This window comes from Chlamydophila parapsittaci (assembly GCF_006385615.1).
GTDB lineage: Bacteria > Chlamydiota > Chlamydiia > Chlamydiales > Chlamydiaceae > Chlamydia > Chlamydia psittaci.
Window position 1 is genome coordinate 556081 of the sequence record NZ_CP041038.1, and the last position, 25917, is coordinate 581997.

Below are 25917 nucleotides of genomic sequence, written 5' to 3' on the forward strand. Positions count from 1 at the left end.
GATAATCCAAAGGGCTCAAATGCATATTGAGCCCTTTTATGTAAATCTGCTTTACATTAAGAAACTATATAGCCCTGGCGAAATTCTTCATGATAGATTAAACGACAACCTACAACCATAAACACCACAGCAAGAAGTAGTGCTCCCGACAGGCTTTCCCCTAAAAGCACCCAGCCATAGAATGCGGAAAATAAAGGCATAACAAGATTACAGAAAGAAAGGAACGTTGAGGAATATTTCCTCAACAACCTAGCATACAAATTGTAGCTAATGAGATTAGAAAACAGGATAAGGAAGAAAATTGCTTGAGCAAAGAGAATGCCATTACTTACAGGAATAGGGTTCCAAGTTTCAACAACCATAGAGTGTCCTAAAGATAAAACTCCGGAAACAAGCATAGCGTAAGCATTGATTGCCATTACTGACAAAGAGGAGTTCTTTTCTATCTTTCTTAACAACGTCCATCCAAAAGCAGAAAAACACGTAGCAAGTAATAATAAAATTTCAGGAATCCCTAACTGCCAGCTCCACGTACTTGTGTCACTACCCCCAAAGAATAGGTAAGAAAGATAACCAAATAGCCCCAGGCTCAATCCCCCCAACTTCTTTAATGTTACAGTCTCTCGCAACTGAATATAAGAAAACAATGCAGAAATAAACGGCGAAAGTCCGTAGATAAAACACGCCTTTGAAGAAGATAAGTTCTGTAAACCTAGAAATTCACAAACATTCGTTAGATAAAACCCAACGATTGATAAAATCAAAACGGGAACATACGCCTGTTTTGGTAGTTTTAACGACCCTTTTTTCCATAATACGATTCCCACCAACACCAAACCAGCAATCAGCATGCGACTGCCTGTAACAAATAAAGGAGCCGAAGCCTCCATGGCTAATTTGCTAAAAGCAAAAGATGAGGACCAAATAAAAGCAGTAAAAAATACTAGAAAAATAGACATGAAGAAGTAGTTTCTGGAATAGAAAATATCCTATTATAAAAGAATAAAACTTTGGCTCCAACTCAAATATACTTTTATCATTAAACACCTCTTAAAAAAACTCAGGACTCCCCCACATAAATACACAGTTTTTTAAGAAAACTCCCTTGCTTTGATCCAGAAAAACGTTACAATAACAGACTTAGAAAAACTCTTAATGGAGAGAAGATGATCCGCGTAATTTGCAACAATGAAACTTATGAGCTGCCTGAGGGCGCTACAGCTGCTGATTTCGCGAGCAAAATAAAAAATTCTCATTACTTTGCTGGCGTTGTCATAAACGATCAAATTAAAGATCTGTCTACAACCCTAAACGAAGGAGATACCTTAAGATTTGTTACCTTTACAGATCCAGAAGGACGAGAAATTTTTTTACATACTTCTGCTCACATTCTCGCTCAGGCTATACTACGTTTATGGCCAGACGCTATCCCTACTATAGGACCTGTTATCGATCAGGGATTTTATTATGATTTCGCCAACCTGTCTATCAGTGAAGACGACTTCTTAATGATTGAAAATATGATGGGCCAAATATCTGAAGCAAAATTTGCTGTGCAGAAAAAAACATTTAATAACAAACAAGAGGCCCTAAACGAATTCGCCAACAATCCTTTTAAAGTAGAACTCATACAAGAGCTCCCAGAAGGAGAGAGCATTACTGCCTACTCCCAAGGGGAATTTATGGATCTCTGTCGAGGCCCCCACTTGCCCTCTACTGCCCCTGTAAAAGCTTTTAAGCTTTTACGCACATCAGCAGCCTATTGGAGGGGGGGTCCTCAAAGAGAATCTTTAGTAAGAATCTACGGTGTGGCTTTCCCTACGACAAAAGAATTAAAAGAACATCTACACCAGTTGGAAGAGGCAAAACAACGTGATCACCGCGTTTTAGGAACTAAACTCGATCTGTTTTCTCAACAGGAGTGTTCAGCAGGAATGCCTTTTTTCCATCCGCGAGGCATGATTATATGGGATGCTCTTATAGGGTATTGGAAACGCTTACATCAACTTGCGGGATATAAGGAAATCCAAACTCCTCAGCTTATGAACCGTAGCCTTTGGGAAGTTTCTGGACATTGGAGTAACTACAGAGAAAATATGTATACTCTAAAGATCGATGACGAAGACTACGCAATTAAGCCCATGAATTGCCCTGGATGTATGCTGTATTATAAAACACGCCTACATAGCTATAAGCAATTTCCCTTAAGAATTGCAGAGATTGGTCACGTGCATCGCTACGAGGTCTCTGGAGCTCTTTCAGGGCTTATGCGAGTACGCGCATTCCATCAAGATGATGCTCACGTATTTCTCACACCTGAACAAGTAGAAGAAGAAACATTAAATATTTTACACTTAGTTTCTGAATTATACTCCACATTTGGACTCGAGTATCATTTAGAGTTGTCAACACGCCCAGAAAAAGCAACAATTGGAAGCGATGAACTCTGGGAGCTAGCAACAGCAGCTCTGGAGCGCGCGCTGATCAATTCAAACACTCCTTTTATTATTAATCCTGGAGACGGAGCTTTTTACGGACCGAAAATTGACATTCATGTGAAGGACGCCATCCAACGTACGTGGCAATGTGGAACAATCCAACTCGATATGTTCCTACCCGAACGATTTGAGTTAGAATACACAAATGCTCAGGGAGAAAAAAGCACTCCAGTTATGTTGCATCGTGCTTTGTTTGGTTCCATTGAAAGATTCTTAGGTATTCTTATAGAGCATTTCAAAGGAAGGTTCCCCTTATGGCTCAGTCCTGAACATATCAGATTAATTACTGTGGCAGACCGTCATCAACCTCGAGCTCAAAAACTGGCTACAGCGTGGCAGAAATTAGGCTTGATAGTTACAGTGGACGATTCTAATGAATCTGTAAGTAAAAAAATACGGAACGCACAAAATATGCAAGTCAACTATATGGTGACTTTGGGAGATCGGGAAATTGAGCAAAATACCTTAGCAATACGTACCCGAGATAACCGAGTCTTAAATGATATGACAGAGGACAAATTCATAAATACTATACTTGAAGAAAAGAACTCTTTGAGTTTAACTCCACTATTGTAGAAAACCCAGATCCAAGGACGAGCATCTCCAATGAAAACCATCGCTGTCAATAGCTTTAAAGGTGGAACAGCTAAAACATCGACAACTTTACATTTAGGCGCAGCGTTAGCGCAATACCACAACGCTCGCGTGCTCCTAATTGATTTTGATGCTCAAGCAAATCTTACTTCAGGACTGGGTCTTGACCCTGATTGTTACGACAGCTTAGCTGTCGTTCTTCAGGGTGAAAAAAATATTCGTGAAGTGATTCGCCCTATCGAAGATACAGGATTAGATTTAATTCCTGCTGACACTTGGTTAGAGCGTATAGAGGTTTCGGGAAATTTAGCCGCTGATCGTTATTCTCACGAACGTCTAAAACATATTCTCACCTCTGTAGAAAATGACTATGACTATGTGATCATTGACACTCCTCCCTCTTTATGCTGGCTTACCGAGTCCGCATTAATTGCAGCACAATATGCGTTAATTTGTGCTACTCCTGAATTTTACAGTGTGAAGGGTCTAGAAAGATTGTCATCATTTATTCAAGGCATTTCGTCACGTCATCCCCTAAGTATCCTTGGAGTTGCTCTTTCCTTCTGGAATTATCGTGGTAAAAATAACGCTGCTTTCACTGACTTAATCCATAAGACATTCCCTGGAAGACTCTTAAATACTAAGATTCGTCGAGACATTACGATTTCTGAAGCTGCTATTCATGGGAAACCTGTCTTTGCTACCGCGCCTTCAGCACGGGCTTCCGAAGATTACCTCAATCTAACCAAAGAACTGTTAATTTTACTGAGGGATATGTAATCCTATGGGAAATCTAAAAACGTTGTTGGAAAGCCGTTTCAAGAAAAATACACAAGATAAAATGGAAACGCTTACACGCAAACGTATGGAAGGCGAGCACTCCCCTTTCTTAAGCAGATTTTCCGATGTAAAATTATCCCCAAAAGAAGAAGAAAAATTCCGCCAATTATTGCAGCATTACACTTTCGATGATCAGATTTCCGAAGAAGATTTCAAAAGTCTTTGTAATCTCTCTGCTCAAATCAAACAAATCCACCATCAAGCAGTACTGTTGCACGGCGAACGTATAAAAAAAGTACGTGATTTACTAAAAACTTACCGAGAAGGAGCTTTTTCAGCTTGGCTACTACTTACCTATGGCAACCGTCAAACTCCGTATAATTTTCTCGTGTATTATGAACTCTTTTCTACTCTTCCTGAATCCTTGAAAATAGAAGCCGAGAAAATGCCAAGGCAGGCGATTTACACATTAGCCTCTCGCCAAGGGTCCCAAGAAAAAAAAGAAGCTATTATCCGAAATTACCGCGGAGAAAGTAAAGGAGAACTCCTAGATATTATCAGAAGGGAATTTCCTCTAATTTCTACAGATCGTCGTCAGATATGCTTAGCAAAACAAGCACTATCTATGCTTTCCAAAGGCTCAGAATTATTAAAAAAATGCTCAGAATTGTCTCCTGAGGATCAGGCTGCCCTTGAAAAATTGATAAAAAAGCTTCAAAAAGTTAAAAGTAATTTCATTCCCAATACAAAGGTCTAAATATGGCAGCGAAATCAAAAACACTGGAACTAGAAGATAATGTTTTTCTTATTCTTGAAGGAAATTTAAAAAGAATTTTTGCCACTGCTATTGGCTACACAACATTCCGAGAATTTCAAAATGTTGTTTTTAACTGCTCTAATGGCCAACAGGAAATAGCGAATTTCTTTTTTGAAATGCTCATTAATGGGAAACTCATCCATGATCTTCCTACAGAACAAAAACAAGCATCTCAAAGCTTAATAGCCGAGTTCATGATGTTGATTCGTGTTGCTAAAGACGTTCACGAACGTGGTGAATTTATTAACTTCATCACATCGGATATGATCTCTCAGCAAGAACGTTGCGTGTTTTTAAATCGTTTGTCGAGAGTAGACGGTCAAGAATTTCTAATCATGACAGATGTACAAAACACCTGCCATTTGATTCGCCATCTATTAGCACGGCTTTTGGAAGCACAAAAAAATCCTGTAGGAGAGAAAAATCTCCTAGAAATTCAAGAAGATATCGTATCATTGAAGAACCACTTCGAAGAACTAGAAAAATCTCTTCAGTAAAATAAAATTATATGAACAAAAAAAAGCGCGTACTCACCGGTGATCGACCAACAGGCAAACTGCATTTAGGTCACTGGGTAGGATCTATAAAAAATCGTTTAGACTTACAGAACAACCCAGCGTACGATTGCTTTTTCATCGTTGCGGATCTCCACACTCTTACAACCAGAGTACGTAAAGAACAAGTTCTAGATGTGGATAACCATATTTATGAAGTTCTTGCAGACTGGTTAAGTGTGGGGATTGATCCGAATAAATCTACGATCTATTTACAGTCAGCCATTCCTGAAATCTACGAACTCCACCTACTGTTTTCTATGTTAATTTCGATTAACCGCATCATGGGGATTCCGAGTCTTAAGGAAATGGCAAAGAATGCTTCTATAGAAGAGGGTGGTTTGTCCCTTGGATTGGTGGGTTATCCAGTTTTACAGAGCGCGGATATTCTTCTTGCCAAAGCACAACTCGTTCCCGTAGGTAAAGATAATGAGGCCCATATAGAACTCACTCGTGATATTGCTCGGAATTTTAATCGTTTATATGGAGAAATCTTCCCCGAACCAGAGACTTTACAAGGAGAGCTTACCTCTTTAGTCGGCATTGACGGTCAAGGGAAAATGAGCAAATCCGCAAACAACGCAATCTATCTTTCTGATGATGATGCAACCATCAAAGACAAGATCAGAAAAATGTATACCGACCCAAATCGGATTCATGCTACGATCCCAGGGCGAGTCGAAGGGAACCCTTTATTCATCTATCACGATATTTTCAATCCTAATAAAGAAGAAGTTGAAGAATTTAAAACACGTTACCGTCAAGGATGTATAAAAGATGTTGAGGTAAAGGCACGCCTTGCCGAAGAACTTATTCTCTTTTTACAACCTTTTAAAGAAAAACGTGCCGAACTACTTGCAAAACCTCACGCTCTTCAAGACGCATTGCAAATGGGCACAGAAAAAATGCGTGCTCTAGCAAAAGAAACTATGGAAGAAGTTCGTGACACCTTAGGGTTAAGCCATAAATGGCGTTCTCGTTTACTCCCTTAATTGTTATACACTCCTATGACCTTTGAATTACGAGCTGCTTTTTCGCCTTGTGGAGATCAGCCCGAAGCTATTGCTAAGCTTACTCAAGGCGTACGTAATCACACTCCATCTCAGGTGTTGTTAGGTACTACAGGATCAGGAAAAACATTTACCATTGCTAATGTGGTTGCTAATGTCAATCGCCCTACACTAGTATTAGCACATAATAAAACATTAGCTGCACAGTTGTATCAAGAATTCAAAGAATTCTTCCCTAATAATGCTGTTGAATATTTTATCTCCTACTACGATTACTACCAGCCCGAAGCATATATTGCTCGTAATGATACCTACATAGAAAAAAGTCTCTTAATCAACAGTGAAATCGATAAACTGCGTTTATCCGCAACGCGATCTATTCTAGAGCGCAGAGATACTTTAATTGTTTCTTCTGTATCGTGTATTTACGGTATTGGCTCTCCCGAAAACTACACTTCCATGGCATTAGAACTCAAAGTAGGAAGGGAATATCCAAGAGCAATACTTGCCTCTCAGCTTGTAAAAATGAATTATCAAGCTTCCTCAGTAGCGCAACGCTCAACTTTTCGCGAACGCGGTAGTGTGATCGATATTTTCCCTGCTTATGAGAGCGATCTCGCAATTCGTTTAGAATTTTCCAATGACACATTATCTTCTATAGAATACAGCGATCCTCTCACTATGATTCCCATGGAATCGGTAACCTCAATTATTTTATATCCGGGATCACACTATGTCACACCTGAAGCTGTTCGTGAACAAGCAATACGCTCTATACGCGAAGAGCTAGAAGAACGTTTAGCATTCTTCCAAGATCGTCCTATAGAACAAGATCGCTTATTTCATAGAACTACGCATGACATCGAAATGATCAAAGAAACCGGATTTTGTAAAGGAATAGAAAACTATTCTCGCCACTTTACAAAAAGTCCTCCAGGAGCTCCTCCCGCCTGCCTATTAGATTATTTCCCCGATGACTTTTTACTAGTTATTGATGAATCACACCAAACACTACCTCAGATACGCGCTATGTATCGCGGGGACCGTTCTAGGAAAGAATCTTTAGTCGAATACGGTTTTCGTCTTCCCTCTGCTTATGACAACCGTCCTCTGACCTATGAAGAAGCTAGGAAATATTTCCATAATGTTATTTATGTATCTGCAACTCCTGGAGAGACAGAACTCAACGAAAGTCAAGGTCATATTGTTGAACAAATTATCCGCCCTACAGGAATTCCTGATCCTATTCCAGAAATCCGTCCGGCAACAGGACAAGTAGACGATCTCCTAGAAGAAATTCGTAAACACTTATCTAAATCTCAGGCAAAGATTCTAGTCATCTCCATCACCAAAAAGCTTGCCGAAGATATTGCAGCTTTCCTTTCAGAATTAGATATCGCTGCTGCCTATTTGCATTCTGGAATAGAAACAGCAGAGCGCACCCGTATCCTCTCTGACTTGCGTTTAGGGAATATTGACGTGCTCATAGGAGTAAACTTACTCCGTGAAGGATTAGATCTTCCTGAAGTTTCTCTAGTCGCTATTCTCGATGCCGATAAAGAAGGTTTTCTACGTAGCACTTCGTCCTTAATACAGTTTTGTGGAAGAGCAGCAAGGAATGTGGACGGAAAAGTCATTTTTTATGCTGACCACAAAACTCTCTCTATAGAACAAACCTTAAAAGAAACAGAACGTCGTCGGCAAATACAGTTGGAATACAATAAAGCAAATAAAATTACACCAAAACCCATTATCAAAGCGATCTTTGCCAATCCTATTCCGCAAGGAGGGAAAAAGGAAGTTCAAGATACCCCTCAACAACCTTTATCTACACAAGAATTAGAAAAGCTCATAAAAAAATACGAAAATCTCATGCAGCAAGCTGCCAACGCATTCAGATTTGATGAAGCTGCTAAATATCGTGATAAAATGAAAGCTGCTAAAGAACAACTTCTTTATCTCTCATAGAACATTAAGAAAAACCAAAAGGAAATCTACTTGCTTTTTGTAAAATCAGAACCTAATATTGCCTTAATCTCCCCGCAACCTCATTGTGATCATATGATCCGTATGCTCATATTGTGTTAAATAGGTCTTTGGGAGCTAGTTTCCAACCCCTTGACAAAAGAGATTAAAGACTCATGCTAGAAGTTGTCATTTCCGATATCCAAGCCAGAGAAATTTTAGATTCCAGAGGATATCCCACACTATATGTTAAAGTAATTACAGACGCAGGCACTTTCGGAGAAGCTTGTGTGCCTTCGGGAGCCTCCACAGGAATTAAAGAAGCTTTAGAGCTTCGCGATCAAGATACCTCTCGATACCAAGGGAAAGGTGTTTTACAAGCCTTAAAAAACGTGAAAGAAGTTCTGCTTCCTGTTTTGCAAGGAGTCAGCATATTTGATCAAATCCTTATAGACTCTATTATGGTAGAAGCAGATGGCACACCAAATAAAGAGAAATTAGGAGCGAATGCTATCTTAGGGGTATCCTTAGCAGCTGCAAAAGCAGCAGCCGCAACTTTAGGACGATCTTTTTACCGTTACGTGGGGGGATGTTTCGCTCATATTCTTCCCTGTCCTATGATGAATCTCATTAATGGCGGCATGCATGCAGACAATGGTCTTCAATTTCAAGAATTTATGATTCGCCCTATAGGTGCACATTCTCTAAAAGAAGCTGTGCGTATGGGTGCTGATGTTTTCCATGCGTTGAAAAAACTGCTCAACGATAGACATCTCGCTACAGGAGTTGGAGATGAAGGCGGATTTGCTCCAAACTTAACATCTAACTCTGAAGCTTTAGACCTTCTTTTACTAGCTATTGAAAAAGCAGGTTTCCAGCCTGGCGAGGAGATCTCTTTAGCTCTTGACTGTGCTGCATCTTCTTTCTACGATACAAAAACAAAAACTTACGAAGGGAAAAACTCTCAAGAACAAGTCAGCATACTCGCCGATCTTTGTGATCGTTATCCTATTGACTCTATAGAAGATGGGCTTGCGGAAGAAGATTTTGATGGTTGGGAATTGCTAACCGCAGAACTCGGAGAAAGTATACAGATTGTAGGTGATGACCTCTTCGTAACCAATCCAGAGTTGATAGCAGACGGTATAAGCAAAGGCCTTGCTAACGCTGTGCTAATTAAACCTAATCAAATCGGCACATTAACAGAAACTTCAGAAGCTATACAGCTTGCCCATAGTCAAGGATACACGACTATTCTTTCTCATAGATCCGGAGAAACTGAGGACACAACAATTGCAGATCTTGCTGTGGCCTTCAATACAGGGCAAATTAAAACTGGATCCCTATCACGTTCGGAACGCATTGCCAAGTACAATAGACTTATGGCAATAGAAGAAGAACTAGGTTCTGAAGGTTTATTCAAAGACTCTAACCCATTTTCTGGAGAATAGAGTCGGGACGATCGCTTTCTTGTGATTTCTAGAAAGCGATTACCTCTTTAAACTTCCCAATGATTAAACTGATGGTTCTATTCTTAAGAACCATTCTAAAGATAGAAAAACTCCTTATCTATAGTAAATAGTAGATGTCTGCTTAAGCAAAATTTCTTATATACTTAAAAAATAAAGAAAATAGGCAATAAAGAAGCATTTTTAGATCTCCATGATCTTCTAAAATGCTGTCTTGCAACTACTAATTTGATGTAGATGATCCCTTTTACAAAAACAATAGGCTATCGTTTGTGGTTAGCATGCGTAGCAGCGATATTAATTCCCTTAGGGATTAATATCGTTTTACTTAACCTCAGACAATACCATACTACAGTTTCATCAGTTACCTTAGCATTTAAAGAAAATGCTACGTTTAAAGTGGATACCCTCATGCAAATTGTCCCACTTAATGCTGATGTTTTAGCTCTATTTTCAGAAGTCTTAGATCTCGATGAAGGAATTCCCTCGATCCCTAACGTTGAACTTAGCAACGAAATGCAACGGATGTTTAGCTCATCATATGATGAGATTTCTTTAATTAAGTTGTTCCCCAATGGGGAGAAAATCGTTGTTGCCTCTAGTATTCCTCAACGTCTTGGAGAAAATTACCAAAATAAACTCGACATTTCTACCCAAACAGACTTTTCAGCAACATTCAAACAGTCTGAGAACAATCATGAAGTATTCTCAGTCATGCAGGCAAATATTTTTGACAATGACACTCATGAACTTCTAGGGATTCTTTATACAACTCATAACACTGAAAAATTTCTTGAGGATATCCTTGTAAATACCCAAGCATACTTTAATGTAAAAACGGCTCTTTTATCTAAAGAAGGGATCATTTTAAAAGCATCTGATCCCGATTTAAACTTACGTGCTATCTACCCTAACCTTACTGAAAAACAATTTTGTGACACTTTCATGGACAAAAGCACCTGTCCAAAAAATATTTCTTTAAAGCCGATTCCTCTATCCCCACTATCTATAGAACCCAACTTTTTTTCTTTTAAAAATGGGAAAAATGAAACATGGAGCTACCTTGCCCATGTTCCTAATATGGACCTGAGCGTACTTTCATACGGAATAAAAGCTGAGCTCTTTGCCACATTTTGGAAACGCACGTTAATCTATTTCGCGTATTTTCTATGTGTTGTATTAGGAAGTATTATTGCCTATCTCGTTGCGAAACGGCTCTCTCAGCCCATTCGCAAACTTGCCACAGTCATCATACAAACTAGGGAAAACATCCACGCACCCTATAAGGATGATTCTCTAGGGTTTGAGATCAATAGGCTAGGGCATATTTTTAACGCCATGGTGGAAAGTTTAAACCAACAACAAAGCCTGGCTGAAAAAAATTATGAAATAAAAGAAAGTGCTCAAAATGCACTACATCTAGGAGAACAAGCACAACAAAGACTCCTTCCTAATACGCTTCCTAATTATCCAAACACTGAACTCGCAAAAGCTTACATCCCCGCTATTACTGTAGGCGGGGATTTTTTCGATGTCTTTATCGTTGGTGAAGGCGATCATGCCAAACTATTTTTAATTGTTGCTGATGCTTCTGGGAAGGGTGTCCATGCCTGCGGATACTCTCTATTTCTTAAGAACATGCTACGCTCGTTTCTCTCGCAGATGCCTTCAATAAAAGAAGCTATAAAACAAACTGCTTCGCTATTTTACCAAAATACTGCGGATTCAGGGATGTTCGTCACACTATGTGTCTATAGTTACAATTACAAAACAGGAATTGTAGAGTTTTATTCCTGTGGTCACAATCCTGCCTGTTATCTGTCTCCGAACGGCGCCGTTTCTTTCCTATCCCATCGTGGTATGGCTTTAGGATTCCTTCCCGATATTCCTGATATCCCCATGGCAAGCTTTAAGCCTGATCCAGGATCCCTAATTATCTTGTATTCAGATGGAATTACAGAAGCTCATAATAAAGCTTTAGAAATGTTTGGAGAAGAACGACTGAAAAACGTTGTAAAAACCTTAGTGGGTAAAAGCGCTGAAGATGCTATGCATTCTTTAATACTATCTGTGAAAACTTTCGTAGGGAATTGCCATCAACACGATGATATTACCTTACTGATCCTTAAAATATCGGACTTATGAAACAAACTTTTACCAAACGCATTTTGTTGTTTCTTTTTTTGGTAATTCCGATTCCTTTAATTTTGAATCTGGTCGTCCTATCCCTATTTTCTTTTTCAGCAGCAAAAAGCAATCTCATGGAAAACCTCCATACCCATGCGACAAATTTTAGCTTAGAATTTGAAAAAAAACTTACCATCCATAAAGTTTTCCTGAAACGTCTAGCAAATACGTTAGCACTAAAAGCCTATTCCTCATCTTCAGAAGATTTCTATTCTCAAGCTTATAACGAGATGTTCGCCTTATCCAACATGGATTTCTCGCTGTGTCTTATTCCTCTAGTACAGGGAAATATAAAAACAAAAAATCCCCACGATCCGTTTATCTACTATTTAAAAGAGCATCCTGAAATAAAAAAGAAGCTGAGCATGTCTGTAGGAAAGGCATGCATCATTACTGTTCCCTCAGGATCAAATACGCATTCTACAAACTATCTAGTGATTACTGAAGATATCGAAGTATGGAATTCACCAACAAGCGCGGGATTGCTTGTTAGCTTCTACCCTATGGATTTCTTACAAAAAGACCTGTTTAAATCCCTACACTTAAAAGATGAAGACATCTGCCTTCTAAATAAATACGGCGAGGTTCTCTTTGCATCATCTCCTAAATTCTCCTCAGAAGTATTTTCATTAGATATTGCAGATCTCCCTAAAATCACTGCGAGAAAACAAGCCATCCCTCTTGAAGTCGCACCAAAAATCCTTCACGAACAAAAACTGATAAGCGTAAAAATACACAATAAACGCTATCTAGGGCTTGTTTTGAACAAGCTTCCCATTCAAGGAACTTACACCCTATCTATTATTCCTCTCTCTTGGTTTATTATTAAGGCTATCCGTCTCCCTCTAAATGTAATTTTCTTTTATTTTCTAGCTTTTATCTTAATGGGATGGATCCTTTCTAAAATTAACAAACGATTAAATCAACCTATTCAGGAACTTACCACATGCATGGAAGCGGCATGGAGGGGAAATCATAATATCCGTTACGAACCCCAGCCCTACGGATATGAAATTAATGAATTAGGAAACATTTTTAACTGCACATTGCTATTGTTACTCAACTCTAGAGAAAAAGCAGAAATCGAACGTCTTTCTGGAGACAAGCTACAAAAAGAATTAGCTATTCTTTCTTCGCTGCAAGAAGCATTACTCAGTCCTCATTTCCCCGAGTTTCCTCATGTTTCTTTTATTTCGAAACATCTCCAAGGCATGCAAAGATCTGGTCATTTTTACGGATGGAAAACCTCAATTCCTGAGCAAAGTTTCCTAGGTGTTATAGGCCTTGCTGGTGATATAGGATTGCCGTCTTATCTTTATGCCCTATCAGCACGAAGTTTATTTCTTGCCTATGCGAACCTTTCTTCTTCTTTAGAAAACATTTGCTCCAATACTTTCAAAGCGTTTGAGCAAACCACGGAAGGCGATGAGGCCACTATCTCTATGACATTTATTCGCTACTGCTCAACTGATAGAAATTTATCTATCTTATCAGCAGGGGAAACACCTCCTGTAGCCTTTTTAAAAAGACAAGACACATTTTCTCGTCTTATCTCGCCCTCAGTCCAAAACATACACCCCGGGGATATCCTAGTGTGTATCACAGGAAATAAAGAACTTACAGAATACCTCTTGCGCTTACCTATTGAAGATTTGATTAGAGATCCTTTAGCACCTCTAAATTCAGACAACTTTATAGAAACTCTTACAGATATGCTAAATAAAGAAACTCAATCACAAATAGATGGAACTCTAAGCTTCTTATCTTTCATCTAAATGAAGATTTGTAATAGTTATACTTTCACTTCCAGGTTCTTTAGGTCCCTTGCCTAACCATAAGAGTACCCCTGAAACCATAAGAGCAAGAACACCCAGGAGTACAGCTCCAGAGACAATGATGACAAATGCTGGAGAGGTGACAGCAAGACAGATAACAACTACAGCTATACCAATAATCACAAACACTACAGAGCTCTTACTGATTTTTGATAATGTAGCTTTATGATTTTGCCCAAACTGTGCAATGGTCGGGCAGTAAAACTTTAGATGTTCGTGTATATTCATTCCTTATACTCATCAGATCAAAAATTCAAACGGAACATGTTAGTCATGTACGCCTTTTCTTACAAAATGATAAAAACTTCTTTCCGATACCCTTAAGAAGGTTTTTTGCTCTTGTTGCATTCCATCTTTCTCATCCTGTGAGCACTAGTACTCTTACTGTTGTACAGTGACCTTATTCTGATATTTTCTTTAGGGAATCGCTTACTGACAGAAACCTAGAATTCGTGATAAGAGGTAGAAAAAGCCCAAAGTTTTCCTCGTATTTCCTATGTCACGACTGGATTTTTTTGTTTTTGATTCATTAGTTCTTAAGCAAAAGCATAATGAGTTAGAAGAGATTTTCTGCTCAGAAAATGACGATCTATTTCGTGCTTATCAAACGACTGCTCTCCAGTCTCCCCTAGCGGCAAAAAACCTTACCATCGCAAGAAACGCAGCACGTTATATCCTTGCAGAAAACGGGGAAATCGATATTACAAAAGTGGTTTCAGCGATCGAGCACCTGACAAACTGTCTCTATCCTCTAGGTCCTCATAGACATAATGAAGCTAAACCTAGAGAACACTTATTAAAAATGCTTCAATCCATCAAACAAGAACCTGAAATTAGAGAAAGGATCAAAAAACTTTTTGTTCCCTCTTATAGAGTCATTCAAGATCTTATCCGTAATACCCTAGCTCTCCCTACAGAGATCGAGCTCACTCCTATTCATGTACGTCAGGCGGCACTCACAGCAATGTTTTCCTATTTACGTCAAGATGTGGGTTCGTGTTTTGCAACAGCTTTTGCTATTCTCGTTCATCAAGAATACCCCTCTCTGTTCATAAAAGATATCGATGATTTGCTCACCTCAGGAAAACTTACAAGAATCATCGGCACGCGAGAAATCTCGGTACCTATGAATTTGTCAGGCTGTATTGGCGAACTATTTAAACCACTAAGAGTATTAGATCTATACCCAGACCCTATTGCTAAACTTTCTGCATCTCCAGGTTTACAAAAAGCATTTGCCGCAGCTGGCGTCATCGACATCTTAGATGATCCAGAAGTTCGTTTGCAGCAAATCCTTGCTCATGAATACCTAATGAGTAAGCTTCAGCATGTCGATGACACTTTAACAGCTAATGAAATCATTCAGCGTACACTACTGCACCACTACCAAATTACTGAGCAATCTGTACGAGCAACTCTATTTCAGGAAGGATTCTACAGCAAAGAACAAACATTTTTCTCTATTGAGCATTCTCATAAGCTCTCTCAAATACAGAGAGTCTATAGTTATCTTTCTGCTTATGAACTAGCTAAATCTGCTTTTATAAGCGATACGCAAAATCCATTACTAAAATCTTGGGAATATACGTTAGCTACCCTCGCTGACGCTAATGATACCTCAACTCTAAATCACATTCGCGTAGCCTTAGGATGGGACGCTGATGATCCTAATAGCTTAGCGCGTATTATCCAAACTTTCGCTCAAGAAGAAGTCGAGAAGACTCGTGATCTGATACAACAATGCGAACAGACATATAATGAAGCTCGTGCTCAACTAGAATATATAGAAAGTCGCATGAGAAATCCACTCAATGAGCAAGATAATAAGATCTTGATTATGGATCACATGCGCTTTCGCCAGGAGCTAAACACCGCTCTTTATAATTGGGATACCGCTCAAGAAAAGGCAAAGAAACTTTTTGCTCTTCCGAATTTCTTACTCTCCTTCTACACCAAGACTATCCCTCAATATTTCCGTAGTTCTTATGATGCCTTTATCCAAGAATTCTCTCACCTTTATACTGATTCCCCTGCAGGATTTCGCATACTATTTACCCACGGGAGAAGCCACCCTAACACCTGGTCAGCTATCTATTCAATTAACGAGTTTGTCAGCTTTGTATCAGAGTTCTTTTCCTCAACAGAAGTAGATCTTCTTGGAAAACATGGTGTTTTAGGACTAGAAAAAGAAGTTTCAGCTCTTATCCATTACATTGTCTCTGGTATTCATAAAAACTCTTTCCAAGAAGGAGCGATAACTCGCATTCTTAAAAGACATAATTCGGTAGTTCCTCCTTCAGTTCTTGATAACTTAGACAAGATTTCCCACACCCCCTGGGTCTATGTTTCTGGAGGAACAGTAGAAACTCTATTAAAGGATTACTTCGAGAATCCCGAAGAACTGACACGTGTTGAAAAACATCCTGAAACTGCTCATGAATTAGCGGCTTTCTTCTCAGATGCTTTGAAAGATCTTCCCTATGCAATAAAAAGCTATTTAGAAGATGGGGCGCATTCTTTAATCGCTTCATCTCCCACGCACGTTTTTTCTATAATTGCGGGGTCGCCTCTATTTCGTGAAGCATGGAATAATGATTGGTACAGCTACACTTGGTTACGTGATGTCTGGGTAAAGAATCACCAAGATTTCCTAACAAACACTATACTAAATCAACAAGGGATCTATACATTTATAGAAAGATTCTGCTCAAAATATAGCCTACAGAATCTCACTTATGATTTTCATGATTTTTGTTCCGATCATTCTTTATCCCTTCCTGAGCTCTATGAAAAATCTGTAAGATTTCTAAAAGAAAACTTCCCTAAATCTGAAAAAATCTCTGCTCTATACCAACGACGTTTAGCTCACCAAATTGTGCAAGATGTTCCCTATACCTCAGATCAACAGCTCCCTGAGGTTTTAGATAATCTGAGTTCCTATCTAGGGATCTCATCGAGAATCACCTATGAAAAATTCAACACGCTCATAAACCAATTCATTCCAAACTTTTCTCTATTGTCTTCGGGAGAAATTCGTCATCTCTTTAAGGGATTAATGATGGAAAGTTACCAGCGAATGTATTTCGAAGAAGATATCTTTCTGAGATTAGCAACAGCAATGCGTCATCATAATCTTGCTTATCCTGCTCCTCTTCTCTTTGGAGATAGTAATTGGGCATACAGCTATTTCGGATTTATCCTTCACCCAGGAACTCAAGAAATCGACCTTTGGCAGTTTAACTATGCTGGTTTACAAGGGTATCCTCTGGAAAACATAGACAAACTTCTGTCCGTAACACAACCCTGGATACTCTATGCAAATCCTATAGACTATGGTATGCCCTCCCCTCCAGGATACCGCAGCCGTATGCCGAAAGGATTTTTCTAATCTTCGTCACAAGATTTTTTCTTTCTTTTAAAAATCGAACGAAATAAAGATTTTAGGGAGTGTTTAGAAATTTCTCTCCCCATTGCAGAAATACTCTCTGTTAACGGAAGTTTTTTCGGACACACGCGAACACAGTTGTGGGCTTGCCCACAACCTTCTATACCTTTTTTACCCATAAGCGTACGTAAGCGCTTCTTAGAATGCTTATCCCCAGGATAAGTATTAAACAAACGTGCTTGAGCAATAGCTGCTGGGCCTATAAAATCATTGTGCTCATTAATTTGAGGGCAGGCTTCCGTGCAACACCCGCATGTCATACACATAGACAAGGCATACATAAGCTCTTGCTCTTCCTGAGATACCTTGACCCCACTGTGCTCCCCATCAACATCAGCAGCTACCCAACCCTGTATCTTCTGTAAATTATCAAACATGATGGATCGATCGACTATAAGATCTCGAATTAATGGGAACTTCGTTAGAGGAGCTAAAACGATCTCTCGAGATCCCGTCTCTCTTATATACTCTTCAATGAGTGCTGTACATGCCTGACGAGGAACACCATTCACCAATAACGAACAAGAACCACAAACTTCTTCCAAGCATCCTTGTTCCCATACCACAGGATTTACAGTTTCCCCAAGGGTATTTACAGGATATTTTTCAATTTCCATAAGAGCACTGATGACATTCTCTCCTGGATGTAAGGTCAATTCAAAACTTTCCCAATATTGCTTCCCCGGGGTCCCCCGATAAATTTTCAATATAAAAGTTTCAGGAATATCCATAAGACTCTCTTTATTTATATGGGCAAACGAATAGTTTCTGGGACATTAGCAAGCTTGATTTCCCCCGTTGAAGATTTGGTATAATCTCTTAACGTAGGTTGCACATGACGCGTATCAACAGGCTTGTAAGTAATCACAGGTTCCTCAGGAGAATATGAAGCCAATGTCGTTTTTAACCAGTGTTCGTCATCACGTTTAGGAAACTCTTCTTTATAGTGAGAACCTCGAAACTCGTCTCGTAACAATGCGCCTTTAGTAATTGCTAACGCCAACTCTAGCATAGGACCCATCTGCCGTACGAAATGAAAGGTCTTATTAGCAAACTGCGAAGAATCATGTACAGAAACTTTTTGCAGTCTTTCTCTGAATTCTTTTAGCTGTTCTAATGTGTTCTTCAGGTCTTTGTTATTACGTTTCACAGTGACATTTCTCACCATGACATTGGCAATCTCTTCATGCAAGACAAAGATATTCTCTCCCCCACTTCTAGAAAGTAAAAGAGCGTTTTCTTCTTTCTCTTGCTGGAGTGCATCTGAAAAATCTGTAGAAGTTGTTAGACAAGAGCCAAAAGCTGTAATAAAACGTGCAGCTTCTTCTCCAGCGACTAATCCCGCATAGAGACAGGATAATAAAGAATTCGCACCTAGACGATTCGCACCATGATATTGGAAATCCGATTCACCACAATTAAAGCATCCAGGGATATTCGTCATCTGCCGATAACGGCTATCACGATCAGGATCATCAGCAGCAGGCCAATCTACCCAAGCACCACCCATAGAATAGTGCACAGCAGGGAAAATTCTCATCGGCACTTTATCAGGGTCTTCTCCAGTAAACTTCCTGTAAATATCAAGAACAACTTCCAACTTATGTCGTGTAGAAGCTGGCAAATGCGTAACATCTAAGAAAACTTCCATACGACCGTCTATTCCTAATCCTGCTTCACAGACCTGTAGAATAGCACGAGCACCGACATCACGGCTGACTAGGTTCCCATAAGCAGGATACATGTCTTCTAAGAAATACCAGGGTTTTCCTGTTTCTCCACAAGGGCGCCGCGAGCCATCAGGGAAAATTATCGTCTTGGAAGAATCTCCAGGGACCCAAACACGCCCTCCCTCACCTCGAACAGACTCTGATATTAATCGCAATTTATCAATACCAGGAATAGCCGTAGGATGGATTTGTATGAATTCTGGGTTTGCATAAGTCATACCTTGAAGGAACAAGCGTCCGTTTGCCGCTCCTGTACAAAATGTCGAATTCGTAGACATCTTAAAAATAACCCCAGGACCGCCTGTAGCAAAAATTACAGCATCACCTTTCAGAACTTCTAAGCGATTATTGAATAAATTCATTAATACAATACCACAGGCTCTACCTGCATTATTGGTAATCAATCTTATAAATTCATGATTCTCAAATTTATTCACACGTCCCTGACTCTCACGACGTCGCACCTGCTCATCTAAAGTATACATAAGCTGTTGGCCAGTAGAAGCCCCACAAAATACTGTACGATGATACAGCGTCCCTCCAAATCTACGTACATCCAAATCACCATTAGGTGTACGATTAAAAGGACATCCAAAATTATCCAACATACGGATAATCCTAGGCGCCGCTAAACACATCTCCAAAACAGGCGGTTGATCTGCTAAGAAATCTCCTCCCTTTATCGTATCGTAAGCATGTATATAGGGAGAATCTTGCTCCTCATGCTTAAGATTCAGAGCAGCATTTATGCCTCCCTGAGCACATACAGAGTGAGATCTTTTTACTTTTGTCAATGACACGAGATCAACAACTATACCGAAATCCGCCAGTTTCATGGCTGCTGACAACCCTGCTAAACCGCCACCGACTACGATAACTTTACAACCTTGTGCTTTCATAATCTTATGCCATGATATACAAATTCCAAATCACACTAATGCCCATGGCTGCCACTATGACCATGGCAAAATAACATACATTACGTAAACGAGTTTGAGAACGTAAAGATATGACGACACCCCACCTTGAACAAAATGTCCAGAGACCATTAAACCCATGAAAAGCTGCAGAAATCACAAGAATAGTGTAAAAAATTGCCATCCATAAGGACCCTAAAGAATCCCGAACAACATAAAGAAAAGCAGTCCCAACATTAGGAGTCAGGAGATACGCTTTTTTCTCTAATAATTGAGAAACCGCGCTGCCGTCAAGATCCTCTTTGTCTAAACGAATCGTTTCAAATTGAGGCGCTGAAAAATTAATAGTGAAAAATCCTTTAGTGCCACGAACTATTGCTGCATACCGCGAAGGGTCAATATCGACAACATAGTATGTTTGCCCATGCAGTTCTACATGAACAGGATAACGAAGAAAACGAAACTGAACCACATGAAAAATAAGACCGAAAAGTAAAATCCAAGCAGTTCTTCTTTGCCAAGTATAGGCAAGATTCCTCGCATAAATTAAAGCGGGTTTTCTGCCGTCAGAAGCTCCTGAGTTAGTTTGTGCTTGAAAAAGATAGATGATGCCTATGACAGCGTGACAAGTAAACGGCAAGGCCAAAAAAACGATTTCTATGATCTTAAGACCAGGAATCTGATGAAATTTACTTACCAACTGAACGAAACCACTACCTTCCTTAAAATAAGAAGAAGCAAGCATATTGGTAAACATATGCTCACAAAGAAATAACGTAAATGCGACTCCTGCTAAAGAATGAACACAACGTAAAACAAAGCTAGTGTAGTACTTCCATGACCTCTGAGCGGCCCCAGAACATGCTTCCTTTTCGTTCATCATAAGCCTTTATTTCACAATTTCTTTTTTTAGCAACCATAGAAGCTTAAGTAGAATTATGTGAAGTTATTTTTACTGACAAATCAGAGATAGACTAACCTTTTTTTCTTCCCTCCAAGAATCGCAAAACATTCCTTCGTGCTATATCCGCAAGCTCCTGAGGAGTCATACCATGAAGATGCGCTATCGTTTCTATCGTATGCGTTATGTAAGCAGGTTCATTTCTCTTTCCCCGATGTGGAGTAGGAGTGAGAAAAGGAGCGTCCGTTTCTATTAACAAATGCTCAAGAGGAATTTGAGCAACTACAGAACGGAGATCTTCAGCATTTTTAAATGAAACAATCCCGCTAATGGAGATATACCATCCACGAGAAAGTAATTCCTCAGCATCATGTAGTGTACCTGTAAAACAATGGAGCATACCGGGACAAGAGCGTTCATCATGATGATAATATAGATCGATCATCTGGAAAAAATCATCAAAAGCACCACGACAGTGCACCACAAGAGGTAATTCAGAATCTAAAGCAAGGGATAAGTATTTCTTCAATACTTCCTTTTGACGTTCTTGGGCAGGGCCATCTTCAGCAAAACAATAATCTAAACCTACCTCACCAATAGCTGCTAATTTCCCTGCTTGGGCAAAGCCTTGGAAATAGTGAAAATGTTCCTCTATATCTGTATGAGCATCTTGAGGAGGAGTTCCAGCAACATGACAAAAACGCACATCAGGAAAACGTTCTGCATAACGAAACGATGTATCAAGCTCGTCTATAGTTGTGGTTACATTAACAAGGAGAGATATCCCAGAATCTTGTGCACGACGAATCACGTCATCAGCATCCTCAACGAAAGCCTCATCTGAAAGATGTAAGTGAGCATCTGCTAAATCCATAACCTCTTCTCCTTAAAATCTTGGCATCAGGAAATGAGTGATCATACATCTCCTCATGAAATATCTTCAAAAGAATCGGTTTCCGCAGAATTTTTTCTTAGAAATTAAAGACAAAAAAAGGGTGTATTTGAATCAATACACCCCAAATAGATTGTGTTATCCTGATAGGTTAATTTTTCGAAAACACCATATCTTCGAGAATGGATTGTGTTATCTTCTCAGGAAGCACTATAGGATCAGACTGATCCGCAGGATAGTAGACATAAGAAGGAACACTTGCACGACCTAAACGTGCCAGCTCTTCGGTAATCCCTGGATCCTTACGTGTCCAATCCGCTTCTAAAGTAACCACTCCATGTTTTTTAAACATCTCTTGTACAGCACTTGCATACAATACAGGTTTATTCATCTGACAAGTTAAACACCACTTAGCTGTAAAGTTCACAAACACCGCTTGTCCTTCCTTACGCAATTGAGCAAGTTTCGTAGCTGAAAACGGTTGCCAAACGTTATTCTCCTGAACAGCTACAGTTTCTGTTGCTTCGACAAAATTCTTTGAAGCAACAAAACTTAAAGATAGAGCTCCTGCAACACATCCTAAAAATAATGTTGAAGCAATCACCCTGTGTTTCTTAGGAGAAACTGGCGTACCCCATTTCCCTAAAATCCAAGCGCCTATACCTGCAAGCCATAATCCTGCAAGGAGGATAATTAACGCTGTAGTACTTGTTTCTGAACCAAAGATCCACGCTAACCAAGTTACCGTACCTAATAACATAAACCCAGTAAGCTGCTTAAACGTACTCATCCAACTTCCAGGTTTAGGAAGAACGGAGAGCATCTTAGGAAAGATAGAAAATACAAGATATGGCAATGCCATTCCTAGGCCTATCGATGTAAATATCATCAATTGCTTAATGAACGATAAAGACATCACCAAACCTAGTATAGAACCTAAAAAAGGTCCTGTACATGGTGTAGTTACTAATGTTGCTAACACTCCGTTAAATACAGCTCCTACAGCTTTATTTTTAGAGCCTCCAGACTCTGTGGATTGGAGTTTCCCTCCAAGAGAAGCAAACATCGTGCCCATTTCAAATAAGCCTAGAGAACTCAAGGCAAACAAGAAGAACACTATAACCAAGGTCGCGACAAACATAGGCTCTTGAAGCTGGAAGCCCCAACCAATGTTATGCCCTAACATTTTTAAAAGAGAAGCAACCCCTGCTAACCCCCAGAAACAGCCCACTACACCTAAAGTGAAGCATAAGCCATTGATAATTACGGATGAGCGGTGCTCGCCAGCAGATTTAATTAATCCGTAAACTTTAAGAGTAACTAAAGGCAAAACACAGGGCATAATATTAAGAAGAAGTCCCCCGAGGAACGCCATGGCAATAATCGTGACATAATTCCATAACGCGGATGTTCCCGATTCCGATTCACTAATTTGACCACGAACTGCGAACGATTCCACCTCGCTACCCGTTTTATCTGTAAGCAATAGAATCCCTTGCAACTCCTGATTTTTCTGAACTCCTGAAATGGTTTTTATCTTCAGTTTCCAAGCTGTTCCTGAATCTTCACTAATCGCTTCTTCAGAATAAGCGAAAATCTTATCGGCCTTCTCTGAAATAAACCAAGCCTTCTCAGCACGGTTTTTCTGTCCGGAAATATTTAAAATGATCTCGCCATCTTGACTACGTCCCAAAGTAATTGTCTGATCTTCCAATAGACGGGGTTGTGTTTGTAAAGTTTGAGCGAACTCTGCAGTTCTTTCAGGATATAAGATCACATCGCCGTCACGATAAGGTAGGGATAATTCTAGATCAACATTTCCCGGGACACAACTCTCTCCACAAGCCAACCATTCAACATGCGCTTTTAACACCACAGATTCTTGATTATCTAAACTCTCAGGAGCACGAATATCTGCAACTATAAAAGCATGATCGTCATAACCAAAGAATGTCGTGCCCTCCTCCTCAAAAACTTTAGGAGTTGGCCAATGCTCTTCTTCAACTATGAATCCCTTGGGCAAATTCCAATTAATTCTCAATGGACTACCCACTTCGCCAGGATTCTTCCAATAAATATGGCTTCCCTTAGGAGCCGCTATCTTAATCCCTAATCTGAATATTCCGCCTTTAGGAATGTGGGATCCCTCAGAAATGAGAGTAGCACCTGGTGAAGCCGTCTCTACAATAGGCTCTGCAGCACGCAGTTTCTGACCATACCCAGTAAAGGCAGGCACAGAAAATAGAAATGCTACCAATATAGTTTGAAAATGCTTTTTGATTTTATTCAAAATAACTCCAACTATTTCTAAATCAGGTAGATAATTATACACTATTTATAATTTTGTTTTTACTAATGCTTTTGTAAATCTCTTTAACAAAACCTACTTGGCTCTATACCAGAATTTTGATAGGATCGTCTTTTGTACGATCCCCTCATTATGTAAAGAATTTTATACTCTATGTTGCAATTCACCCATAATCCCATTATCCAGGCTTACACAGAAGCTGACCTTTTCGGTAAGGGGATATTCTTCAGTCTACTGATTCTTTCCCTTTGCACTTGGACAGTACTACATCAAAAGCTTGCTATTCAAAAAAAATTTCTGAAATCAGGAAAATCTCTTAAAGACTTCTTGATAAAGAATCGTCATGCTCCCCTGTCCTTAGAAATTCACCCGGAGTTAAACCCCTTTGCTGACTTATATTTCACTATTAAACGGGGAACTTTAGAACTTCTTGATAAAAATCGTCAGCAGGCACCAGATCACGGCCCGGTATTATCCGTTGAGGATATACAATCCTTAGAGACCCTACTTGGAGCCGTTATGCCAAAATATCGTGCACTTATGCACGAAAATAACTTTATCCCTGCCACAACAATTAGTCTAGCGCCCTTTTTAGGCCTTTTAGGAACAGTTTGGGGTATTTTAACAGCTTTTTCGCATATCAGTTCAGGAGAAGTTGGAGGAACAGCCATGATGGAAGGGCTTGCAACAGCTTTAGGAACGACAATTGTAGGATTGTTTGTTGCTATTCCCTCTTTAATAGGGTTTAATTATCTTAAAGCTCATTCTTCTCGGTTAATTCTAGAAATAGAGCAGACAGCGTATTTGCTGTTAAATTCTATAGAAGTCAAGTATCGTCAGACAAATTTATGAAACGTATTATCGTTGAAGATACTGAAGAAGATCCTAATGTTAATCTGACTCCATTGATTGACATTGTTTTTGTTATTTTAATGGCGTTTATGATAGCCATGCCGTTAATACGTATCGATTCTATAGCTTTAGCCCCTGGAACACAAAATCATAAGGTTCTTGCAAAAGAAGATGCGCTATCAACAACAATCAAGGTATTAGCAGATCATACGATCACTCTCAATGATCAAGCTCTTTCTTTAGGAGAACTAAAAACGCAACTCGCCCTTTTACATCAGCAACACCCAAATCAAGTGCCTTTGCTGCTACAAGATGGCGATACACCTTTTAGATTATACCAAGAAGTAAAAACTACGATAGAATCAGCAGGATTTCACGAACTCCATATAGCTTTAAAAAGCTAATTATGAAAAAAGCTCTTCCTTATAGCCTTTTTGCCATCATTTTCCACGGAGCGTGTATAGCTCTCCTTTCATATTCTCCCGTAAACAAACCACCGACTAAACCTGTACCATTTAAAGAAAAAATTGTTGCTTTAAGAGAACCTTTGCCTAGTGTAGCAACTGTAACAACGCCTCAACCCACCCTAAAAGAACATACAGATAAACGCGATATTGAGCCATCTCCTCAGAAACCGAGCGTAAAACCGCCTGTCGAAAAGAAAAAAACTGAGGATATTCAAAAACCTTGTGTCCCCAATAAACCTAAAGAAAAGCCGAAACCACAACCCAAGGGAGAAAATCACCCCACAGCAAACAAAAGCATAGGAAAAGAAGCCAAACTCAAAGCAATTGCAGACCTGACAAAAACACTCTCAAAACATCTTGATGACAGTAATGCTCGGCTCGCCGATATCACTGTTCCTACAAATAAACAACTCGCAGTACAAACAACTTTAGCAACAACACAAGATGAAGAATTATGCCAATTGCTCCGTGAGCACATGACTCTTCCTTTTTCTGGAGAAGTGAGATTAAAACTTGTATTAACGCCTCAAGGACGGATTCAGGATTGTGTTTTATTATCTGAAATTAGCGAATCCGAAAAAGAACTCATTCTTATGCGCATCCACGCAATTCCTTTTAAAAAATTCTTAGATAAATACAAAATCTCGAAAAATATCGTTTTTCATATTAAACTGCTGAGTAATGAGTCTTAACATA

The 25917-nt window shown here is 39.4% G+C and carries 20 protein-coding genes; 13 read left to right on the top strand and 7 right to left on the bottom strand.

Features of this window, described 5'->3' with window-relative positions:
• Nucleotides 1-56: 56 nt before the first annotated feature.
• Nucleotides 57-959: a DMT family transporter gene (locus FI836_RS02395; protein WP_014944064.1), complete on the bottom strand. Its 903-nt coding sequence runs from the start codon at nucleotides 957-959 to the stop codon at nucleotides 57-59.
• 207 nt (nucleotides 960-1166) lie between these two features.
• Here FI836_RS02395 and thrS point away from each other — a divergent pair, with 207 nt between their 5' ends.
• The 9 genes from thrS (at nucleotide 1167) to FI836_RS02440 (ending at nucleotide 13649) form a co-directional block, all read left to right on the top strand.
• Nucleotides 1167-3074 (top strand): threonine--tRNA ligase, encoded by a 1908-nt coding sequence (thrS, locus tag FI836_RS02400; protein WP_139934568.1) that lies wholly within the window; start codon nucleotides 1167-1169, stop codon nucleotides 3072-3074.
• Between the two features lie 30 nt (nucleotides 3075-3104).
• A complete protein-coding gene (locus FI836_RS02405) occupies nucleotides 3105-3872 on the top strand; it encodes a ParA family protein (RefSeq protein WP_006343618.1) in 768 nt (255 codons plus the stop codon).
• 4 nt (nucleotides 3873-3876) lie between these two features.
• Complete coding sequence (locus FI836_RS02410; RefSeq protein ID WP_006343619.1) at nucleotides 3877-4629, top strand: pGP6-D family virulence protein; 753 nt, start codon at nucleotides 3877-3879, stop codon at nucleotides 4627-4629.
• A 2-nt stretch (nucleotides 4630-4631) separates the two neighbouring features.
• Nucleotides 4632-5186 (top strand): DUF5414 family protein, encoded by a 555-nt coding sequence (locus tag FI836_RS02415; RefSeq protein ID WP_006343620.1) that lies wholly within the window; start codon nucleotides 4632-4634, stop codon nucleotides 5184-5186.
• 11 nt (nucleotides 5187-5197) lie between these two features.
• Nucleotides 5198-6235, top strand: coding sequence for a tryptophan--tRNA ligase (gene trpS, locus FI836_RS02420; protein WP_014944066.1), 1038 nt, complete (start codon nucleotides 5198-5200; stop codon nucleotides 6233-6235).
• 15 nt (nucleotides 6236-6250) lie between these two features.
• On the top strand, nucleotides 6251-8221 hold the full coding sequence (gene uvrB, locus FI836_RS02425) for an excinuclease ABC subunit UvrB (RefSeq protein ID WP_014944067.1): 1971 nt from the start codon (nucleotides 6251-6253) through the stop codon (nucleotides 8219-8221).
• 173 nt (nucleotides 8222-8394) lie between these two features.
• Entirely contained in the window at nucleotides 8395-9669 is a 1275-nt protein-coding gene (eno, locus tag FI836_RS02430) for a phosphopyruvate hydratase (RefSeq protein WP_014944068.1), read from the top strand.
• Between the two features lie 255 nt (nucleotides 9670-9924).
• A complete protein-coding gene (locus FI836_RS02435; RefSeq protein WP_014944069.1) occupies nucleotides 9925-11832 on the top strand; it encodes a PP2C family protein-serine/threonine phosphatase in 1908 nt (635 codons plus the stop codon).
• Nucleotides 11829-13649, top strand: a complete 1821-nt coding sequence (locus FI836_RS02440; RefSeq protein WP_014944070.1) for a SpoIIE family protein phosphatase — start codon at nucleotides 11829-11831, stop codon at nucleotides 13647-13649. The genes FI836_RS02435 and FI836_RS02440 overlap by 4 nt, the downstream gene beginning before the upstream one ends.
• On the opposite strand, the gene FI836_RS02445 is transcribed toward FI836_RS02440, so the two are convergent.
• The gene (locus tag FI836_RS02445) at nucleotides 13635-13937 is read right to left on the bottom strand and encodes a hypothetical protein (RefSeq protein ID WP_014518446.1); all 303 of its coding nucleotides are present in this window, start codon (nucleotides 13935-13937) and stop codon (nucleotides 13635-13637) included. The genes FI836_RS02440 and FI836_RS02445 overlap by 15 nt on opposite strands.
• A gap of 268 nt (nucleotides 13938-14205) precedes the next feature.
• On the opposite strand from FI836_RS02445, the gene FI836_RS02450 reads away from it, so the two are divergent.
• Entirely contained in the window at nucleotides 14206-17097 is a 2892-nt protein-coding gene (locus FI836_RS02450; RefSeq protein ID WP_014944071.1) for a hypothetical protein, read from the top strand.
• Here the strand turns inward: FI836_RS02450 and sdhB are convergent.
• The 5 genes from sdhB to FI836_RS02475 form a co-directional block, all read right to left on the bottom strand.
• Complete coding sequence (gene sdhB / locus FI836_RS02455) at nucleotides 17094-17885, bottom strand: succinate dehydrogenase iron-sulfur subunit (protein ID WP_013462758.1); 792 nt, start codon at nucleotides 17883-17885, stop codon at nucleotides 17094-17096. The genes FI836_RS02450 and sdhB overlap by 4 nt on opposite strands.
• A 14-nt stretch (nucleotides 17886-17899) precedes the next feature.
• The gene (sdhA, locus tag FI836_RS02460; protein WP_006343629.1) at nucleotides 17900-19783 is read right to left on the bottom strand and encodes a succinate dehydrogenase flavoprotein subunit; all 1884 of its coding nucleotides are present in this window, start codon (nucleotides 19781-19783) and stop codon (nucleotides 17900-17902) included.
• 4 nt (nucleotides 19784-19787) lie between these two features.
• On the bottom strand, nucleotides 19788-20681 hold the full coding sequence (locus tag FI836_RS02465; RefSeq protein ID WP_006343630.1) for a succinate dehydrogenase cytochrome b558 subunit: 894 nt from the start codon (nucleotides 20679-20681) through the stop codon (nucleotides 19788-19790).
• 94 nt (nucleotides 20682-20775) lie between these two features.
• Nucleotides 20776-21576, bottom strand: a complete 801-nt coding sequence (locus FI836_RS02470) for a TatD family hydrolase (RefSeq protein WP_014944072.1) — start codon at nucleotides 21574-21576, stop codon at nucleotides 20776-20778.
• A gap of 169 nt (nucleotides 21577-21745) precedes the next feature.
• Entirely contained in the window at nucleotides 21746-23884 is a 2139-nt protein-coding gene (locus FI836_RS02475) for a protein-disulfide reductase DsbD family protein (RefSeq protein WP_006343632.1), read from the bottom strand.
• A gap of 171 nt (nucleotides 23885-24055) precedes the next feature.
• On the opposite strand from FI836_RS02475, the gene FI836_RS02480 reads away from it, so the two are divergent.
• Genes FI836_RS02480 through FI836_RS02490 form a run of 3 tightly spaced genes read left to right on the top strand, consistent with a single transcriptional unit; the run spans nucleotide 24056 to nucleotide 25913 of the window.
• Nucleotides 24056-24754 carry a MotA/TolQ/ExbB proton channel family protein gene (locus FI836_RS02480; RefSeq protein WP_006343633.1) on the top strand — a complete coding sequence of 233 codons (699 nt, stop codon included), beginning with the start codon at nucleotides 24056-24058 and terminating at the stop codon, nucleotides 24752-24754.
• The gene (locus FI836_RS02485) at nucleotides 24751-25158 is read left to right on the top strand and encodes an ExbD/TolR family protein (protein WP_006343634.1); all 408 of its coding nucleotides are present in this window, start codon (nucleotides 24751-24753) and stop codon (nucleotides 25156-25158) included. The genes FI836_RS02480 and FI836_RS02485 overlap by 4 nt, the downstream gene beginning before the upstream one ends.
• Before the next feature lie 2 nt (nucleotides 25159-25160).
• Complete coding sequence (locus FI836_RS02490; protein ID WP_014944073.1) at nucleotides 25161-25913, top strand: inclusion-associated protein; 753 nt, start codon at nucleotides 25161-25163, stop codon at nucleotides 25911-25913.
• Nucleotides 25914-25917: the final 4 nt, after the last annotated feature.

Bases quoted from the DNA above. Each gene is read 5' to 3' on its own strand.
- FI836_RS02395 (WP_014944064.1), bottom strand. From the start codon at position 959: ATGTCTATTTTTCTAGTATTTTTTACTGCTTTTATTTGGTCCTCATCT.
- thrS (WP_139934568.1), top strand. From the start codon at position 1,167: ATGATCCGCGTAATTTGCAACAATGAAACTTATGAGCTGCCTGAGGGC.
- FI836_RS02405 (WP_006343618.1), top strand. From the start codon at position 3,105: ATGAAAACCATCGCTGTCAATAGCTTTAAAGGTGGAACAGCTAAAACA.
- FI836_RS02410 (WP_006343619.1), top strand. From the start codon at position 3,877: ATGGGAAATCTAAAAACGTTGTTGGAAAGCCGTTTCAAGAAAAATACA.
- FI836_RS02415 (WP_006343620.1), top strand. From the start codon at position 4,632: ATGGCAGCGAAATCAAAAACACTGGAACTAGAAGATAATGTTTTTCTT.
- trpS (WP_014944066.1), top strand. From the start codon at position 5,198: ATGAACAAAAAAAAGCGCGTACTCACCGGTGATCGACCAACAGGCAAA.
- uvrB (WP_014944067.1), top strand. From the start codon at position 6,251: ATGACCTTTGAATTACGAGCTGCTTTTTCGCCTTGTGGAGATCAGCCC.
- eno (WP_014944068.1), top strand. From the start codon at position 8,395: ATGCTAGAAGTTGTCATTTCCGATATCCAAGCCAGAGAAATTTTAGAT.
- FI836_RS02435 (WP_014944069.1), top strand. From the start codon at position 9,925: ATGATCCCTTTTACAAAAACAATAGGCTATCGTTTGTGGTTAGCATGC.
- FI836_RS02440 (WP_014944070.1), top strand. From the start codon at position 11,829: ATGAAACAAACTTTTACCAAACGCATTTTGTTGTTTCTTTTTTTGGTA.
- FI836_RS02445 (WP_014518446.1), bottom strand. From the start codon at position 13,937: ATGAATATACACGAACATCTAAAGTTTTACTGCCCGACCATTGCACAG.
- FI836_RS02450 (WP_014944071.1), top strand. From the start codon at position 14,206: ATGTCACGACTGGATTTTTTTGTTTTTGATTCATTAGTTCTTAAGCAA.
- sdhB (WP_013462758.1), bottom strand. From the start codon at position 17,885: ATGGATATTCCTGAAACTTTTATATTGAAAATTTATCGGGGGACCCCG.
- sdhA (WP_006343629.1), bottom strand. From the start codon at position 19,783: ATGAAAGCACAAGGTTGTAAAGTTATCGTAGTCGGTGGCGGTTTAGCA.
- FI836_RS02465 (WP_006343630.1), bottom strand. From the start codon at position 20,681: ATGAACGAAAAGGAAGCATGTTCTGGGGCCGCTCAGAGGTCATGGAAG.
- FI836_RS02470 (WP_014944072.1), bottom strand. From the start codon at position 21,576: ATGGATTTAGCAGATGCTCACTTACATCTTTCAGATGAGGCTTTCGTT.
- FI836_RS02480 (WP_006343633.1), top strand. From the start codon at position 24,056: ATGTTGCAATTCACCCATAATCCCATTATCCAGGCTTACACAGAAGCT.
- FI836_RS02485 (WP_006343634.1), top strand. From the start codon at position 24,751: ATGAAACGTATTATCGTTGAAGATACTGAAGAAGATCCTAATGTTAAT.
- FI836_RS02490 (WP_014944073.1), top strand. From the start codon at position 25,161: ATGAAAAAAGCTCTTCCTTATAGCCTTTTTGCCATCATTTTCCACGGA.